The organism is Draconibacterium sediminis, assembly GCF_000949475.1.
Classification (GTDB): domain Bacteria; phylum Bacteroidota; class Bacteroidia; order Bacteroidales; family Prolixibacteraceae; genus Draconibacterium; species Draconibacterium sediminis.
In genome coordinates this window covers 1,458,001-1,476,331 of the sequence record NZ_JRHC01000001.1, presented here as the reverse complement: position 1 = coordinate 1,476,331, position 18,331 = coordinate 1,458,001, and the positions used below count along the sequence as shown (strand labels likewise).

Here is an 18,331-nt window from a genome sequence, read left to right as displayed (position 1 = left end):
ACGAGCTTTATTTATTCATCATTCTTAGTTTCAACTGTGTTAAAACTTTCTTTGTATACAGCGGAAATTCACTGTTCAAAATCCAGCCGAAGTAACCGGGTTGCTCCTGTAAAACCTGCTCAACCGGTACTCCTTTGTTCTTTCCAAAGTTAAAGACTTCAACACCATTTTCATCGTAAACAATGCGGCCCACGAAATCAACATTGCGGTCGTACGACGAGAATTCGCTCAACTTCTCCACATCGTTTGCAATAGGCGTTGATTTTTTCCCTTTGGCATCTTCATACTCCACATCTTTGTATTTATCGAGCTGCGATTTCAGCACTTCATAAGTTGCTTTTGTATCGGCCATGGCACTGTGCGCATCAGTCAATTCCTGGTTACAATAAAATTTGTATGCTGCTGCCAGTGTGCGTTTTTCCATTTTGTGAAAGATGGCCTGCACATCAATAAATTTGCGCTTTTTAAAATCAACATCCACCTCGGCACGTAAAAACTCTTCGGCCAGTAAGGGAATATCAAAACGGTTAGAATTAAAACCAGCCAGGTCGCATCCTTCCATAAATTTAGCCAGCGTTTTTGCTACTTCCTTAAAAGTTGGCGCGTCTTTTACATCCTCATCGTAAATTCCATGAATCAAAGAAGCCTCAATCGGAATGGGTTGTTCAGGATTTATCCGCAACAGTTTTTCTTCCTCGGTACCGTCAACATTTACTTTTATTAAAGCAATCTCCACAATTCGATCCGTAACAATGTTTATTCCGGTGGTTTCCAGATCTAAAAAAACCAAAGCGTTTTTTAAATGTAATTTCATGGTGGGTATGAATTAAAAAAGGTACCCTAAAACCTGCGTTCCCGGATACCTTTTCGGTTTATCGTTGTATCTTTTTAAACGTTAATCATCATTGGCATCAGCAGCATCAACATATCTTCGTCTTCGTCGTTTTCAGCCGGAAGCAACAAGCCTGCACGTGTTGGATCGCTCATTTCAACCTTTACATCGCCGGTTGAAATATTGGTAAGAATTTCCTGGAGGAAGGTTGATTTGAAACCAATTTCAATTTCTTCGCCCTCGTATTCGCAATTGATGCGCTCAACTGCCGAAATTGAAAAGTCGATATCTTGTGCCGAAACCACCAACTGGTTGTCGGTAATATTCAGTTTTACAAGGTTGCTCGCCTGGTTCGAGAATACGGAAACACGTTTTACGGTGTTAAAGAAATTCAGGCGGTCGATAATCATTTTGTTCGGGTTGTTGGTTGGAATTACCGAATTATAACTTGGGTAATTTCCTTCAACCAAACGACAGATAAGTTTGTAGTTGCTTAAGGTAAAAAAGGCGTTTTTATCGTCGAATTCCAGTTTTACATCAAACTCTTCTTTTGGCAACAGGTTTTTCAACAAGCTAGCCGGTTTTTTAGGCAAAATAAACGAAGACTCGAATTCAGCTTTTGCATCCAAACGACGGTAACGTACCAGCTTGTGCGCATCAGATGCTACAAAACTCACAAAATCAGGAGTAAGCTCAACGTAAATACCATTCATTACCGGACGTAATTCATCGTCGGCCGTGGCAAACAAAGTTTTTTCAATTCCTTTCTGAAGTACAACGTGGCTAACATCAATTGAAGATGCACCTTCTTCATCCAACGCCGGCTGCTCAGGAAAATCCTCGGCATTTTGTCCCATGATGCTGAATTTACCATTGTCGGAAAAAATTTCAACATGATAAGAATCACCATCGATCTGAAATGTCAGTGGCTGCTCCGGAAATTCTTTCAGCGTATCGGTGATCAACTTTGCCGGAACTGCCACAGCTCCTTCGCCTTCAATATTATCCAACTCGAGGCTGGTAATTAAGGTCGACTCCAGATCGGAAGCTGTTATGGTTAACTCTGTTTCGCTTAACTGAAACAAGAAGTTATCGAGAATTGGCATTGTACTTTTACTGCTGATAACCTTACTAATTGCAGAAAGGTGGCTCAGTAATTCGGTGCTTGAAACTACAAACTTCATTTATTTCGATTTATTTTTTTGAATTCTTGTCTTATTTACAACTCATCTAAGTATACGAATATACAAACTTTCAGGAATTATCCCTATCGTGCTTCGTTTGATTTTACCCGTTTTTATGAACGATTGTATTTGTATTTACGAACAAGGTTGTAAACCAGTGCAAAAACAATGATTAAAAGCAGTGGCAGCAATACATTCAGCCATTTCCAGAAAGCTGCTTCTTCGCGCAGTTTAACTTTGTCGAGCAAACGTAATTTTAGCGAGCGGCCCCGCAACTGCATAATTCCCTGTCTGTCATCGAGGTACGAAATGGCATTGATCAGAAACTCCTTATTCCCGAAAACCTGACCCGATATTTCGTCGAAACCAAGTTCCTGAATTTTAGGTGGATTGGTAGAATAATTTACTTTGTTGGTCATCATACCACCGTCGGCAATTACGATCATTTGTGTGGGTTGACTTTCCGTAATCATTTCTGCCGATGAATAGCCGTAGTTTTCCACCATACGGTTTTTATAGTTCGAAGTAAAAACGCCTTCCAGCAAAACACCAACCGGAATATCCGACTGTGTAAACAACTCACGTGCCGGCGGATTGTTAATGTTTGCCAAACTCACTGACGACGGTGCTTTTATCCGGCGGGCATAAGGCGATGTACTCAGAATCACCTCTTTTCGGAGATTTGAACTGGCAGAAACCGTATCGAGCGATGAAACAAATTCTGTCTTTACCCAGTTTAGGTTTCGGCTAATCGGGTGATTATCGTTGGGCGTAAGCAATGGCGAATAATACCACGGATGCAAGGTGTAACGTGGCGCATTACCCGGCGCGGCTGTATTTACCCGAATTTGAATACAGTTTACATCCTGCAGCAACTCATAATTCAGGCGAACACCGTATCGAAACAGTTGGTCGCCAATATTCATGTCGTTTGGAAATGAATAAGTTTGAAATCCTTTACTCAAACTGTCTAAACTTACCTGAACCGGATCAACCAGCCACATCAGTTTTCCACCTTTCATCAGGTACTGGTCGATGGCAATTTTTGAGGTCTCCGGGAATTCCTTTTTGGGATTGGCAATTACCAAAATATCAACATCCGAATCTTCCAGATCAGAGGCTTCCATCATGTCAATCTCAAAATCGGCAGACAATGCCCGTGCAATATCAGCCACTTCGTACTGATTCGCCTCATCGTGCCCCTGCAAAAATGCCAGTACCGATTTTTTCTTTCGCATCAGTTTATGGAATGCGTTTATCAGCTCGAACTCGATGGTTTCCACCGAATGGTTAAAGTTATTTTCATAACTCGTGTACGGATTATTTTTCAGAAAATTAACCGCCAGCTCTTTGTTTTGATAACGAATAATCGCACCAGGAAAAATAAATCGCGAACTCACGCCCTGCTCGGTTTTATGCCCAAAATTAATTCGCGGTACACCTTTGTTTATCAGTCCGGTAATAAATTCTTCCTGCTTTTCAATATTCGCAATACTGTACGGATTAAAAACGCGAACCCGAATCGGAGCCGAACTGTAAGCATTCAGCACAGCAATCTTTTCCAGCACTTCGTTTTGTATTTTTCGCAATCCCGCTTCCAGCTCGCCACTCAAATACAACTCCACTTCCACCGGACCTTCCAGACCGCCTACCATTTGTTTACTTACATCCGAAAGCGAATAACGTTTTTCGGCCGTCAAGTCGATACGGTATAAAAAGTTCGATGAAATGGCGAGTATCAGCAAAACGGCTAGCGGAACAACCACCGCCCGAACTTTTGCTTTTGTTTTTCGGAGTTTTCCTTTTCGTAAAATCAGAGTGGTGCCATACAAAAACAAAAAGGCCATACCAATAAAATACAGGATATCGCGCATATCAACCACTCCCCGCGAAATGGAAAGGTAATGATCGTTAATGCTTAACCATGAAAAAATTTGCTCCAGCAAATAAGGAACTTCGGCCGATGCCACAAACTCGAAACCGAGGTAAAAGATAAAAGACAGCGACATTCCGAAGATGAAGGAAACGATCTGGTTATCGGTAAGCGACGAGGCAAAAATACCAATGGCCACATAAATTGTTGCCAGGAAAAAAAGCCCAAAAAACGATCCCCAGGTTGCACCGGTGTCGATACTTCCTACCGGATTCCCCAGCCAAAAAACCGACAAAAAATATAATAAAGTGGGCAACAACGAGAAAACCACCAGCACCAGCCCGGCCAAAAATTTTGCCATTACCAACTGAAAATCTGCCAGTGGCCGCGTAAGTAGGATTTCGATGGTACCACTGCGTTTTTCGTCGGCAAACATGCGCATGGTAATAGCAGGAACCAAAAACAGGTACAACCACGGTGCCAGCGTAAAAAGCCCCTGCAGCGTTGCATAGTTATTTTCCGGGATATTGTAATTCCCCGGGAAAATCCACAAAAACAAACCGGTAACCAATAAAAAAACCAGCACGGCCAGGTACCCGATCAGCGATCCGAGGAAAGTTTTTATTTCTTTTTTGAATAAGCTATACACTTGTATTCTTACGATTTATGTTCAGAACTCAAAGATAACAATTCAACCATTTTTTCAGCGGCCCGTTTTGAGCATCCCGGTTCGCCCATTAGTTTTTGCATATCGCGGTAATCCGATAAAATTCTGTTACGATAGGTTTCATCACTGAGTAATCGATCCAGTTCTGCCGTTACTTTCTTAACGGTCATATCTTTTTGAAGCAGCTCTTTTACTGCCATTTTCCCCAAAATAATATTAGGCAGCGACACCCAGTCAATTTTTAAAACAGCAGCCATAATGTAATGAACCAACACGCCGCCTTCAACTTTGTAAAGCACAGTTTGCGGCACATGAAACAAAGCCGTTTCCAATGCGGCCGTTCCGGAGGCGACCAAGGCCGTATGTGCATTATTCAGCAAATCGTAAGTAGATTCGTAAATCACTTTGATGTTGCTACCCTGCAAAATTCCGGCATACAACTCTTTGTCGACCGACGAAACACCGGCCAACACCACCTGGTAATCATTGCGGCCCTCAACAGCCTTTTTCATTACCGGCAAGGTTCCTTTTATTTCCTGCACACGGCTTCCGGCCAGTAAGGCAATTATCGGGCGTTCATCTAAATTCTTTTTGGTTTTAAAATCAGCTGCCGGCTGTGCTGTGTTTTCAAATTCCGTAATCGAGTCGAACAGCGGATTTCCCACATAATTTACCTCAATGCCGTGCTTTTTGTAAAACTCGGTTTCAAAGGGAAAAATAGTAAACATTTCATCAACAAAAGCCCGCACCTTTTTAACCCTGTATTCCTTCCAGGCCCACAATTTTGGCGAAATATAATAGTAAACTTTTATGTTGTTCTGTTTGGCAAACTCCGCAATCCGCAGGTTAAATCCGGGGTAATCAATCAGTATAAGTACATCGGGTTCATAGCTAAGCAGGTCTGTTTTACAAAACTCCATGTTGCGTTTTATGGTTCGGATATTCAGAATCACATTCACAAAACCCATAAACGCCATTTCGCGGTAGTGTTTTACCAATTCGCCGCCAACTGCCTGCATTTTATCGCCGCCAAAAAAACGAAAATCAGCCTCTTTGTCGGCAACTTTCAGTTCCTTCATCAGGTTTGAACCATGCAAATCGCCCGATGCTTCGCCAGCTATAATGTAGTACCGCATATTAACCTGCTCTTAAAATTAATACCAGTAAGGCATAAAGAATTGTGGCTCCCAACACTCCTCGGGCCGCCTTTTCGTATTTTAGGTGCAGGAAGATCCAAAAGGCGCCAACATTGGTAAAAACGCACAGGCTGCCAATTTTAACAAGCGCCTGCATGCGCCTCATTCCGGCAATGTAATCGAGAAACGACATATCGTTTTCGCCGGTCAGATATACGATAAAAAAAATAATCAGCGGCAAAACCAGTCCGGTTAAAACACCAACTCCTACTTTGTCGTATTTATGCTGTTTGTTTTTTGGCATAGAAGACGGATTAAAACTTCCACGACTTAATTTGATCCATGGTTTCGTAGCAAGTCATATCAACCCGAACGGGTACCACGGTGGCAAAATTATTTTCCAATGCAAAAATATCGGTGTCTTCGGTGTCTTCATCCAAATTCTGAAAATATCCCGAAAGCCAGTGGTATTCTCTTCCGTGTGGATCGGTTCTTTTTTCAAACTCTTCCATCCACTTTCCATGCGCCTGGCGGCATACTTTTATCCCCTCAGGTTTCCCTTTCGGAATATTCACATTCAAACAGGTAAACGCAGGAATACCATTTTCAATAACACTCTGAAATACACGGGCTACAACCAGTTTCGCTTTCGAAAAATCTGCCTCTGAACCATAGTCATCCAGTGAAAAACCGATGGACGGCACACCGTGCAAGCCACCTTCAATGGCAGCTCCCATTGTTCCGCTGTAAATTACGCTGATGGATGCATTGGATCCGTGGTTAATTCCCGACACCACATAATCGGGTGTTCGCTCGAACAAACTGTTAAAACTCAGTTTTACACTGTCAACCGGCGTCCCGTTACATTTATAGGTTGGTACACCATGAATCTTCTCCACAGGCACTGCCCGCAGCGGCTGATCAACTGTAATACCACAAGCTTTCCCCGACATGGAAACTTCGGAAGAAATGACCACTACATCACCAAAAAATTGCATTACCTCCACCAGTTCACGCAAACCTTTTGCATGAATTCCATCGTCGTTTGTAACCAAAATTAATGGTTTTTCAGAATCGTTTTTTTGCATGAGAGCAAAGATAATTAGAAATTACTATCTTGTGGCATCAAACCAATTTTATACCAACTATATCTTATACGTCCTTACCCATATGGGATTTATGAACATTTTGTACTTAGTATTATTTATATTTTCCGGAGATCGTTGATCGCCAGTTTTTATAAGTCTTAAATAAGTTCGGTCAGAAACATATTCTTAAAATTTGAATAATGAAATACTTGAAAAAACTCACTGCATTTTGTATTGTTTCCCTCATTTGGTATGGAGCTACGGCCCAGGTAGATATCGAATACCAGAAACCACCTAAAGAAATTCTGGAATTGATCGATGCTCCGGCGGTTCCTTCAGCATCTTTCGATGCTAAAAACGAAAATATTGTTTTACTGCATCGCAATCAGTTTAAAAGCATTAACGAATTATCGGAACCCGAATTACGTTTGGCCGGATTACGAATTAATCCGGTAACCAACATTGGTAGCAGAACGCGTTATTATACCAACATCTCGTTAATGAAAGTTGGCGAACCAAAGGAAATTAAAGTTAGTAATGTACCGGCAAGCGGGCGTCTTGCAAATTTTACATGGTCGCCCGACCAAAGCAAAATGGCGTTTACCAACACTGTTGACGAAGGTGTTGAGTTGTGGATTTTGGATATTAACGAAGCTACATGTAAAAAACTTACAGGTGCAAATCTAAACGCCAATATTGGCTCTGCATTTGAATGGTTTGAAGACAACAGTAAGTTGCTTGTAAAAATGCTTCCGGCCGACAAAAAACCGTTGATTGACAAATCGACTGCGATACCAACCGGCCCAAAAGTTTCGGTTAGCGACGGGCAAAAAGCTCAAAACAGAACTTATCAGGATTTGCTAAAAGACAAAGCCGATGAGTTCAACTTTAAACAATTAGCTCAGTCGACACTTTACACGGTTGATCTTGATGGAAACAAGTCGGAATGGAAAGAAACCGCCATGTATACCGGCATGAGTTTTTCTCCTGATGGTGAATATATTCTGATCACGACACTTGGCGAACCATTTTCATACATCGTAACATACGGTCGCTTTCCATCGAAAACAACTATTTACGACAAATCGGGCACGCTGGTAAAAGTTATTCGCGATGTTCCGCTTGAAGAAGTACGTCCGAAAGGCTTTATGTCGACCACAAAAGAAATACGTAGCCTGCGCTGGCGTGCCGACAAACCGGCAACTATTTGTTACGTCAAAGCACTTGACGAAGGAGACCCGGCCGTTGAAGTTGATTTCAGAGACGAAGTGTTTACGCTTGATGCTCCGTTTGAAGGGGAACCAAAATCCATTTTAAAAACTCAACAGCGTTTTGGCAAAATTATCTGGGGAAATGATGCTGTTGCAATTGCCACCGACGAGTGGTGGAATACCCGCAATGAAAAAACATATCTATTCAGCCCGGGCGATGCGTCAGTTGAACCAATTGTTCTTTTCGACCGCAATACAAATGACCGTTATAACGATCCCGGATCATTTGTTACCACCAAGAACGAGTTAGGAACTTACACACTCGAGATGGACAAAAACACATTGTATTTAACCGGGCGTGGTTATTCTCCGGAAGGAATGCGTCCCTTTTTCGATGCCTTTGACCTGATAACAAAAGAAACAGAACGGTTATGGCGTGCTGATGGAGAAACAACTCTTGAGAATATTATTCGTGTTATTGATGCCGACAAAGGTGTTCTTTTAACTCGTGTTGAAACCAGCACTCAGTATCCGAATTACTACATCCGGAACATAAAAAAACGTATCGCACCACAGCCGGTTACTTTCTTTAAAAATCCTTACCAAAGTATTGCCGACATTCACAAAGAGATAATTAACTACAAACGTGAAGATGGTTTAGACTTATCGGGAACGTTGTATCTGCCTGCCGGTTACGACATGGACAAAAAAGAAAAGCTACCAATGGTATTATGGGCCTATCCGCGAGAGTATAAAGACAAATCAGCTGCAGGACAGGTGACCTCATCACCACATACGTTTACCTACCCGTCGTACGGATCGATTATTTTTTGGGTAACTCGTGGATATGCAATTCTCGACGATGCTGCGTTCCCAATTGTTGGAGAAGGCGATAAAGAGCCCAACGACAGTTTCCGCGAACAATTGGTGGCAAACGCAAAAGCAGCCATTGATGCGGTTGACGAGTTGGGATACATCGACCGTGACCGTGTTGCAGTTGGAGGTCACTCATACGGTGCTTTTATGACTGCCAACCTGTTGTCGCACTCCGATCTTTTTGCTGCCGGAATTGCCCGAAGTGGTGCCTATAACCGCACGCTTACACCATTTGGTTTCCAAAGCGAAGAAAGAACTTATTGGGAAGCTCCGGAAGTCTATTACACCATGAGTCCGTTTATGCATGCCGATAAAATGAAAACACCACTATTGCTTATTCACGGAATGGCGGATAACAACTCGGGAACTTATCCAATGCAAAGTGAACGTTACTTTAATGCCTTAAAAGGATTGGGCGCACCGGTTCGACTGGTAATGTTACCAAAAGAAAGCCACGGTTATTCAGCCCGCGAATCAATTTCACACATGCTATGGGAGCAGGATCAATGGCTGGAAAAATATGTAAAAAATAAGAAATAAGATCACCAAAGTGAGTAGAAGGCCCGGAATAGTTAAAAGCTATTTTGGGCCTTTTTATTTCAAATATCACTTAACATTTTCTTCAAGCACTTTCAATTTCGAAGATGATATAAAAGCCTACCTTTGTCGATCGTAGATAAAAAATGATGCATTGTTATGCCAAAAATTCTGAATAAAAAAGAGGGAATGCAATACCGACGTTTTGGGAAAACCGAAAAGTACCTGAGTACGATAACACTTGGCGGCATGCGTTTTAAGCATGGCTGGGACGATCCGCGGCGAGAAATTCCTGAAGATACATTGGAAGAATGTTTGAATACGGTTCAACTGGCATTCGATGCGGGTATCAACCACATTGAAACGGCCTGGGGCTACAAAAAAAGCGAGACCGTTTACGGTAAAGTGTTAAATGAAGAATTATCCATTCCGCGTACCTCGTATCATTTAATGACCAAAGGAAACCCGATGACAGCTGATACCACCTATGAGATGGTTGAAAACCAGTTGCGCGATTTGCAAACCGATTACTTCGATTTTTATGGATGGCACGGAATAAACACCCCCGAATTGCTGGAACAAAGTTGCAAAAGAGGAGGAGCGGTTGAAGCGCTGCTGAAATTAAAAGAAGAAGGCATAATACAACACGTTGGTTTTAGTACACACGCCCCGGTGGAGGTTATTGTGCGCGCCATTGAAACAGGCTTGTTCGATTTTGTGAACCTGCACTACTACTATTTTAACCAGCGAAACCTGGCAGCGGTACAAATGGCCGAAGTGCACGACATGGGGGTTTTTATTATTTCGCCAAACGATAAAGGCGGACAACTATTTAATGCACCGGACAAGGTAAAAAATGCCACTTCTCCGTTAACACCCATTCAGTGGAATGCCCGGTTTTGTTTAAATAATCCGGCCATTCACACGCTTTCGTTCGGCATAACCGAAAAAGAACATTTTGAGGAAATGAAAGGCATTTTCCCAAACACTTCGCCATGGAGCAAGGCTGATTACGAAACCAAAATAAAACTGGATAGCTTTTTATTCGACGATCCGTATGCCGTTTTCGAGGGGTTTGAGATGCAAAACGATCCGTCGGGAATAAACATTCCAGAAGTTTTGCGCTTGCGCAGGCTGTGGAAATCATACGACATGATCGATTTTGCAAAATACCGCTACAAAACCTTTAATGAAAAAAGCCACTGGTTTCCGGGAGAATTACCCACCCAAGCAAATTTGAACAAAATTGATACTTCAAAAATTCCTGGTCATATTCCGCTAAAAGAACTACTTGCTGAAACTCATCGGGCTTTGTATAAACCTGAATACAAATTAGCTAAAAATTAATATCTTAGTGCGATAAACCAAAAACCGTTAAAAATGAAATCTAAACCAATTCTTAAAATCGCAGTTTTTATAATTGCATTGTTTTCCTTTTCCCAACTTCTTGCCGGCAACTATTACCAAATAAAAGTATACAGCATTGAAAATCCCGGTCAGGAAGAACGTATTGATAACTACCTTAAAAGCACTTTTATTCAGGCTGCCCACAAGGCAGGAATTGAACACGTTGGTGTATTTAAACCCATTGAAACCGATCCGGATTACGGCAAAAAAATATTTGTTTTCATTCCTTTAAACAATCTGAGCGAAATTGAGAAGATAGAAGATCAACTCAGTCGTGTTGAATTAAATGCAGAAGGTGCCGCTTACATAAATGCAGCACACGACAATCCGCCATTTACACGCGTTGAGACTATTCTTTTAAGAGCATTTTCGGATATGCCAGTCTATCACAAGCCGGCTTTCGACACGCCCAAACAGGAACAGATCTTTCAAATAAGAAGTTATGAAGGGGCCACCGAAAAACTTTACCAAAAGAAAGTTGAAATGTTTAACGAGGGCGGAGAACTTGCAATCTTCAACAACCTTGGTTTTAACGCTGTGTTTTTTGGCGAAGTTTTGGCCGGAGCAAATATGCCTAATCTTATTTACATGACTTCGTTTAAAAACATCGAGACAAATGAAAAACTTTGGCAGGCATTCAGGACCGATCCAAAATGGGAGGTATTAAAAAACGATAAAGCTTATGCCAATACAGTTTCGCACATCGACAACTGGTTGTGCCATCCAACCGCTTATTCCGATTTTTAATTTAGTGCTAAGCGACTCTTAATAATCCTTAAAAATAAGACCTATTGTAGCCAACCAAAAACCAGGCTTGCTGTTATATTGAAATAATTTTACTTTTGCAGCATGCTTTACAACAAAGTGTTTCCACATAAAAGCTCGCATACCTGGGTGGTGTTTGTACACGGCGCCGGGGGAAGTAATGTTGTGTGGTTTAGGCAACTGCGCGAATTCAAAAAGCATTTTAATGTGCTGTTGGTAGACCTGCGCGGGCATGGGAAATCGAAAAAAGAATACACCCAGGCTGAAATTTATGCTTTTGATGAAATCGCATTGGATGTGATCAAAACAATGGATCACCTGAAGATTGAGAAAGCACATTTGGTAGGCATTTCGTTAGGCTGTATTGTCATTCGCGCCATGGATAAACTGGCTCCGGGCCGTGCCGAGTCGATTATTTTAGGCGGAGCTGTGGTTCAGTTTAACACACGTATCAACGCACTTGTTTCGGTGGCCAAATTGCTGCAAACGATTTTCCCGTATATGTGGCTGTACAGAATCAATGCGTGGATTCTTATTCCTTATAAAAAAGATATTGCATCGCGAAAATTGTTTATCCGTGAAGCTATTCGTTTAGGTGAAAAAGAATTTAAGAAATGGTTGCGCATGTCGACCGAAATTAAGGATAATCTGCAAGAGTTTTTGATAAAAGAAGCCTCGGCTCCTGTTTTGTATCTGATGGGAGACCGCGATCATATGTTTTTACCAACCGTATCGAACCTGGTGAAAAAACACTTTAACTCAAAACTGGAGATTATTAAAAACAGCGGTCACGTTTGCAATATCGATCAGCCCGATATTTTTAACGAACGAAGTATTCAGTTTATTAAAAGTATCTCGTCTTAATTTCAAACCTCTTATAAAAAAATCCCCCCGTAAAATACGGAGGGAAATTTCATCAGAACAATATTTTATCCAACCGTCTAGTGGTTCTTATATTCGGCGATAATCTTTTTTACATCAGTTGGCGCTACCCTGCCGTACACTTTTTCGCCAACGGTTACCACCGGAGCCAAACCACAGGCTCCCACGCAGCGTAAGCAGTTGATGGAAAATTTACCGTCTTCGGTCGACTCACCCACTTCCACTTTCAGCTGGCGTTTGAATTCGTTTAATACCTGCTCGGCACCGCGAACATAACAGGCCGTTCCCATACAAATTGAGATTGGATTCTCGCCTTGTGGGATCATTGTGAAGAAGCTGTAAAAAGTTACAACACCGTACACTTTAGCCACCGATGTTTTAAGCTCTTTTGCAATTACTTCCTGAACCTCAGCGGGCAAATAACCCAATTTGCTTTGCACCTGGTGCAGCACATTTATCAGCTCGCTTTCTTTATTTTCAAACTCCTTGCAAATATCTTTTATGAGTTGTACTGTATTCTCTGCTAATTTAATTTTTGGCATTTTCTTACGTTTTAAAATTTAAACATTCAAAAATTCACGCATACATTTCTAAGTCCTGTCGAAATACTCGGTGTGCAACAGATGATGTGCTTTTTCACTCATCGGTTCACCCAGGAACTTTTCATACAACTCAATAATATGTGGATTCTCGTGCGACTTGCGCAGCGTTTTGTTCTTGTCTTCTGTATACAGGGCAGCTTGTCTTTTTTTCAGAATACCCGCATCACCATGATGGTATGGCTGTCCGCCACCACCGATACATCCACCGGGACAGCTCATAATCTCAATGGCGTGGAATTCACTTTTACCGGCCTGAATATCTTCCAGCAGTTTACGCGCGTTACCCAATCCATGTGCAATACCAATTTTAATTGGCAATCCGTCAAAATCGATAGTAGCTTCGCGGATTCCTTCCATACCTCGCAGCTCCTCAAAATCCAATTTTGGTAATTCTTTTTTGGTATGAACTTCATACGCCGTACGAACTGCCGCTTCAATTACACCACCTGTTGTTCCGAAGATCACTCCGGCTCCGGTTGATTCACCCAGCGGATTATCAAAGTCTTCGTTTGGTAGCGCCGTAAAATCGATATTCGAAAGTTTGATCAACGCTGCCAACTCACGTGTAGTAAGTGCATGATCAACATCCGGATTATCGTTGGTTTTAAACTCATCGCGGCCACACTCGTATTTTTTAGCCACACATGGCATAATCGAAACCACAACCATATCTTCGCGTTTAATTCCCAACTGATCGGCAAAATAGGTTTTGGCAATCGCACCAAACATTTGCTGTGGCGATCGTGCAGTTGAAGGAATATCTTTCATTTCCGGGAATTGGTGTTCAAAGAATTTCACCCACGCCGGACAGCAAGAAGTAAGAATAGGTAGTTTTACTTCTTTATCGCCTGCCAAATGTTTTCCCAGACGGTTCAGCAACTCGGTGCCTTCTTCCATAATGGTAAGGTCGGCGGCAAAGTCGGTATCAAAAACATGATCGAAACCCAAACGGCGCAAAGCAGCTACCAGTTTTCCGGTTACCAACGATCCGGCTTCCATTCCAAACTCCTCGCCCAACGCTGCGCGTACAGCCGGAGCTGTTTGTACAATTACAGTTTTTGTAGGATCGGAAAGTGCACGAATCACTTTTCCGGTTTCGTCAACTTCAGTTAATGCTCCGGTTGGACAAACGGCCACACACTGGCCGCAATATGTACACACCGAGTGATCGAGGTTCATTTCGAAAGCAGGTGAAACAACCGATTCGAAACCACGATTAATGGCCGATAAAACACCAACGGTTTGCACTTCGTTACACATGGTTTCGCAACGGCGGCACATAATACATTTGTCTACCTCGCGAATGATGGCCGGCGAAGTATCTTCGCGGTAAGTCGACTGCTCACCTTTATAATGAATTTCTCGAATTCCGAGGTTGTGCGCCATATCCTGCAAATCACAGTTGCCTGATTTGGCACAGATCAGACAGTCGAAAGGATGATCTGAAAGAATCAATTCCATTACTGTTCTGCGCGCATTAATCACCCGCATCGAGTGCGTGTTGATCTTCATTCCTTCACTCACATCGGTGCAGCAAGCCGGTGCCAGGTTTCTTCTTCCTTCCACCTCCACTACACAAATGCGGCAGCCACCCGGTTTGTTCTCAATATTCAGGTCTTCAAGTTTCATGTGGCACAGCGTTGGAATATGCATGCCAACACCCGATGCCGCTTCAAGAATTGTGGTTCCTGATTTTACCACAACCGGTTTATTATCTATCGTAAGATTTACTATATCCATAATTTCCAGGTTTCTGATTAGGTTAGGGTTATTGCATTGAATTTACATTTTTCGAAACACACGCCACATTTGATACACAATGTTTGATCGATGAAATGTGGTGCACGGCGCTCGCCGGAAATAGCTCCTACCGGGCAATTGCGGAAACAAAGTGTACAACCGGTACACAGATCTTCAACAATGTCGTAACGCAAAAGCGATTTACACTGACCCGCCGGACATTTACCGTCGTGTACGTGTGCTTTATATTCGTGTTCGAAATTAGATATGGTTGAAAGCACCGGGTTAGGCGAAGTCTGTCCCAAACCACAAAGTGCCGTATCTTTAATAACCACACTTAAATCTTTCAACTTCTCAATATCCTGTTCTTCTCCTTTTCCCTGGGTAATTTTATCCAGCAGCTCGTAAAGACGTTTGTTTCCAACACGGCATGGTGTACATTTTCCGCACGACTCTTCCAACGTAAAATCCAGATAGAATTTCGCAATAGAAACCATACAATCGCTTTCGTCCATTACGATCATTCCACCCGATCCCATCATTGAACCAGATGCCAGAAGGTTATCGTAATCAATTGGAATATCCAACGAGTCTTTCGTTAAACATCCTCCCGACGGTCCTCCGGTTTGAACGGCCTTAAACTCTTTTCCGTCTTTAATACCACCGCCGATATCATAAATCACTTCGCGCAGGGTTGTTCCCATTGGCACTTCAATCAAACCTACATTGTTGATCTTTCCGGCCAGGGCAAACACTTTTGTTCCTTTCGATTTTTCCGTACCAATTTTACTGAACCATTCGGCACCTTTATTCAGAATAACCGGAATGTTTGCAAAAGTCTCCACGTTATTTACGTTGGTAGGTTTTCCCATATACCCTGAAACGGATGGGAACGGCGGTTTAAAAGTTGGCTCGCCACGTAAACCTTCCATGGAATGAATCAGCGCAGTTTCTTCGCCACAAACAAAAGCTCCGGCTCCATAACGCAATTCAATATGGAAATTAAAACCGGTTCCTAATATATCATCACCAATCAAACCATACTCTTCGGCTTGTTTAATGGCAATTTTTAAGCGTTGAATTGCCAGCGGATATTCGGCGCGGATATAAACCAGTCCTTTGTCGGCACCAATACAATAACCGCAAATGGCCATTGCCTCCAGCACCGAGTGCGGGTCGCCTTCCAAAATCGAGCGGTCCATAAACGCACCAGGGTCGCCCTCGTCGGCATTACAAACCACATATTTCTGGTCGTTCTCTACATTTTTTGTGATCTCCCACTTTAATCCTGTAGGGAAACCACCACCACCGCGGCCCCTCAAGCCAGAGTCTTTCACCTCTTTAATAACCTCTTCAGGCGTCAGCTCAGACAAACATTTTCCCAAAGCCTGGTAACCATCGCGGGCAATATATTCGTCAATATTTTCCGGATTGATAAAACCACAGTTTTTTAAGGCAATACGGATTTGTTTTTTGTAGAAATCCATGCCTTTTGAATCGCTGATTTGCTCAGCGCTGTTTGGGTCGGTATATAATAAACGTTTTACAGGACGCCCTTTTACAATGTGCTCCTCTACAATTTCAACCACATCGTTTGGCGTAACCTGCACATAAAAAGTGTTGTCGGGTAATACTTTTATAATGGGTCCTTTTTCGCAGAAACCAAAACAACCGGTCAGCACCACCTGAACTTCATCTGCGAGTCCAAGGTCACCAATCAATTGGTTTAGCCTGTTTTTAATTTCGTCGCTTTCCGAAGCTTTACACCCGGTACCGCCACAAATTAAAAGATGCATTTTATAATCAGTCATAGTTAAAGGTTTAGTAATTAGTCGTCAATGGTTTTAAAACTTACCGGAATTATACCGTCTACCAGCTCCCCGCGTTTTATGTACTTATCAATTATTTCGTGAACCTTTTCTTTGTTAACATGTCCGTAAACCAGCGGTTCTTTTCCCGGTAGTTTTACTTCAACAGTTGGTTCAGCATAACAGTAGCCCATGCAACCGGTTTGAGTAACAACCGCATCAATAGCTTCCTGTTCCAGTTCTTCCACAAAATATTTCATGGTATCTTTTGCACCCGATGCAATACCACATGTGGCCATTCCCACTTTTACTTGCACCACCTGATCAGGGTTTGTACTATTTTCCCTGAGTTTGATTTTCGACTGTGCTTCTTCTTTCATCTTCCGAAGATCAGCCAATGATTTAATTTTAGTCATATCGCTATTTTATTTATTGTTATTTCGTTACTTCTATTTCTTCTAAATTCGTTTTTATCAGTTCCAATATCCCTTCTCGTATTTCCTTTTGCTGATACGAAACATCGCCTAGCACTTCTTTTAACTCATCGGAACTTATTTGAAACCCGCCCTTTTCGGTTTTGTGTTGGTACACCAAATTTCCAACGGTGTAGCTTAAAAACATCAGGTACAAGGTTTCCCATATATCTCCCAACGGCGGCCGATCGATATTCGAAAGCTGAAAACGGGCGGTTAAAACAGTACCCACATTCAGCTCTGATTCGAGGGAAAAACTGCCCCCTGCCGCCTCGGCATTATGCTTTAAAAGAGGAATGCCTAAACCCACTTTTCGGGTGGTTCGCGATGTAAAGAACGGATTAATGGCTTTGGCCAGCGTTTCTTTGCTCATTCCGCAGCCGTTGTCTCTGATTACCAAAGAATAAAGATCTGCTATTTTATCCTCCTCAACTATGATTTCAATCAATGTCGCTTTTGCACTTACGGAGTTCTGCACAATATCAAGAATATGTTCGGACAGTGTTTTCATTTGATTTCAACAAATCGCTCATCCTGCTGATTCAGAGCCTTTTTCACCTCACTAAAAGTTAATTCGTGAATATTAAATACGGAATACCGGGTGCCAATCTGTTCCAAAAAATGAGCATCAGAATTATAAATCAGGGAAATTTTATCACTTAAATCATAATGTTTTCGAACATGCTTTTCGCTGGTTTTTCCGGTAATCCCCATGGCATCGAATTCAAGGTCGGTTGGCACAAAACCCAGGTGGCTAAACAATCCGTTTAGCGGGCGGTTAATATGGGCCAGAATAAAAATACCGCCCAGTTGGTACACGTACTTTTGAACCGACGAAATACCTTTTTTTAATGCAGATGTGAGGTAATACGGAACCAACTCCAACACCTCTTCGTTTTCGTCGACCACCGGCTGGTAACCAAAGTGGCCGTCGGGATTTGGGATACGGGTAATATTCTGCTCCAGGTACTGCTGAAACTTATCCAAAGCTTCATCATTTTCGAAAAATGCCAGGCAGTGCACTTCTTCTTTGGTAGTAACTTCGGCACCGGTAAGTGCCAGTATTCCTTTTTCGCGCGCCAAATCGCGAATTACTTTAGCATTTAAGGTTGAGTTATGATCGGTGATTCCAATAATATGCAATCCGGCCTCCCGGGCTTGCTCCACAATTTTACGCGGAGCCATTTCCAGGTCGGCACAGGGCGAAAGTACGGTATGAATATGTAGGTCGGCCCTGAATTTTTGCATCG

General features: G+C 42.4%; 16 protein-coding genes. 4 read left to right on the top strand and 12 right to left on the bottom strand.

The features are described 5' to 3' along the window. Positions 1–7: 7 nt before the first annotated feature. From LH29_RS06065 to surE, 6 genes are all read right to left on the bottom strand, one after another. Positions 8–814, bottom strand: a complete 807-nt coding sequence (locus LH29_RS06065; RefSeq protein WP_045026782.1) for a 3'-5' exonuclease — start codon at positions 812–814, stop codon at positions 8–10. A 74-nt stretch (positions 815–888) separates the two neighbouring features. Then, complete coding sequence (dnaN, locus tag LH29_RS06060) at positions 889–2,016, bottom strand: DNA polymerase III subunit beta (RefSeq protein WP_045026781.1); 1,128 nt, start codon at positions 2,014–2,016, stop codon at positions 889–891. 113 nt (positions 2,017–2,129) lie between these two features. Next, positions 2,130–4,538 (bottom strand): gliding motility-associated ABC transporter substrate-binding protein GldG, encoded by a 2,409-nt coding sequence (gene gldG / locus LH29_RS06055; RefSeq protein ID WP_045026779.1) that lies wholly within the window; start codon positions 4,536–4,538, stop codon positions 2,130–2,132. A gap of 8 nt (positions 4,539–4,546) precedes the next feature. Next, complete coding sequence (gene lpxB / locus LH29_RS06050) at positions 4,547–5,692, bottom strand: lipid-A-disaccharide synthase (protein ID WP_045026776.1); 1,146 nt, start codon at positions 5,690–5,692, stop codon at positions 4,547–4,549. Between the two features lies 1 nt (position 5,693). Beyond that, a complete protein-coding gene (locus tag LH29_RS06045; RefSeq protein WP_045026773.1) occupies positions 5,694–5,996 on the bottom strand; it encodes a hypothetical protein in 303 nt (100 codons plus the stop codon). Between the two features lie 10 nt (positions 5,997–6,006). Further along, complete coding sequence (surE, locus tag LH29_RS06040) at positions 6,007–6,780, bottom strand: 5'/3'-nucleotidase SurE (protein ID WP_045026771.1); 774 nt, start codon at positions 6,778–6,780, stop codon at positions 6,007–6,009. Positions 6,781–6,980: 200 nt separating this feature from the next. On the opposite strand from surE, the gene LH29_RS06035 reads away from it, so the two are divergent. The 4 genes from LH29_RS06035 (at position 6,981) to LH29_RS06020 (ending at position 12,440) form a co-directional block, all read left to right on the top strand. Then, a complete protein-coding gene (locus tag LH29_RS06035; RefSeq protein ID WP_082063436.1) occupies positions 6,981–9,407 on the top strand; it encodes an alpha/beta hydrolase family protein in 2,427 nt (808 codons plus the stop codon). Between the two features lie 156 nt (positions 9,408–9,563). Next, positions 9,564–10,751: an aldo/keto reductase gene (locus LH29_RS06030; RefSeq protein WP_157493584.1), complete on the top strand. Its 1,188-nt coding sequence runs from the start codon at positions 9,564–9,566 to the stop codon at positions 10,749–10,751. A gap of 33 nt (positions 10,752–10,784) precedes the next feature. Next, the gene (locus tag LH29_RS06025; protein WP_045026768.1) at positions 10,785–11,558 is read left to right on the top strand and encodes an NIPSNAP family protein; all 774 of its coding nucleotides are present in this window, start codon (positions 10,785–10,787) and stop codon (positions 11,556–11,558) included. A gap of 102 nt (positions 11,559–11,660) precedes the next feature. After that, a complete protein-coding gene (locus LH29_RS06020) occupies positions 11,661–12,440 on the top strand; it encodes an alpha/beta fold hydrolase (RefSeq protein WP_045026766.1) in 780 nt (259 codons plus the stop codon). 77 nt (positions 12,441–12,517) lie between these two features. On the opposite strand, the gene LH29_RS06015 is transcribed toward LH29_RS06020, so the two are convergent. The 6 genes from LH29_RS06015 to LH29_RS05990 are packed head-to-tail and all read right to left on the bottom strand — an operon-like array spanning position 12,518 to position 18,329. After that, positions 12,518–13,000 carry an NADH-quinone oxidoreductase subunit NuoE family protein gene (locus tag LH29_RS06015; RefSeq protein ID WP_045026765.1) on the bottom strand — a complete coding sequence of 161 codons (483 nt, stop codon included), beginning with the start codon at positions 12,998–13,000 and terminating at the stop codon, positions 12,518–12,520. 48 nt (positions 13,001–13,048) lie between these two features. Next, on the bottom strand, positions 13,049–14,800 hold the full coding sequence (locus LH29_RS06010; protein WP_045026763.1) for an NADH-dependent [FeFe] hydrogenase, group A6: 1,752 nt from the start codon (positions 14,798–14,800) through the stop codon (positions 13,049–13,051). A 17-nt stretch (positions 14,801–14,817) separates the two neighbouring features. Continuing rightward, positions 14,818–16,611: an NADH-quinone oxidoreductase subunit NuoF gene (locus LH29_RS06005; RefSeq protein ID WP_045026761.1), complete on the bottom strand. Its 1,794-nt coding sequence runs from the start codon at positions 16,609–16,611 to the stop codon at positions 14,818–14,820. Positions 16,612–16,628: 17 nt separating this feature from the next. After that, entirely contained in the window at positions 16,629–17,024 is a 396-nt protein-coding gene (locus LH29_RS06000) for a (2Fe-2S) ferredoxin domain-containing protein (protein WP_045026760.1), read from the bottom strand. Positions 17,025–17,043: 19 nt separating this feature from the next. After that, positions 17,044–17,592 carry an ATP-binding protein gene (locus LH29_RS05995; protein ID WP_045026758.1) on the bottom strand — a complete coding sequence of 183 codons (549 nt, stop codon included), beginning with the start codon at positions 17,590–17,592 and terminating at the stop codon, positions 17,044–17,046. Beyond that, positions 17,589–18,329, bottom strand: a complete 741-nt coding sequence (locus LH29_RS05990) for a PHP domain-containing protein (protein ID WP_045026756.1) — start codon at positions 18,327–18,329, stop codon at positions 17,589–17,591. The genes LH29_RS05995 and LH29_RS05990 overlap by 4 nt, the downstream gene beginning before the upstream one ends. Positions 18,330–18,331: the final 2 nt, after the last annotated feature.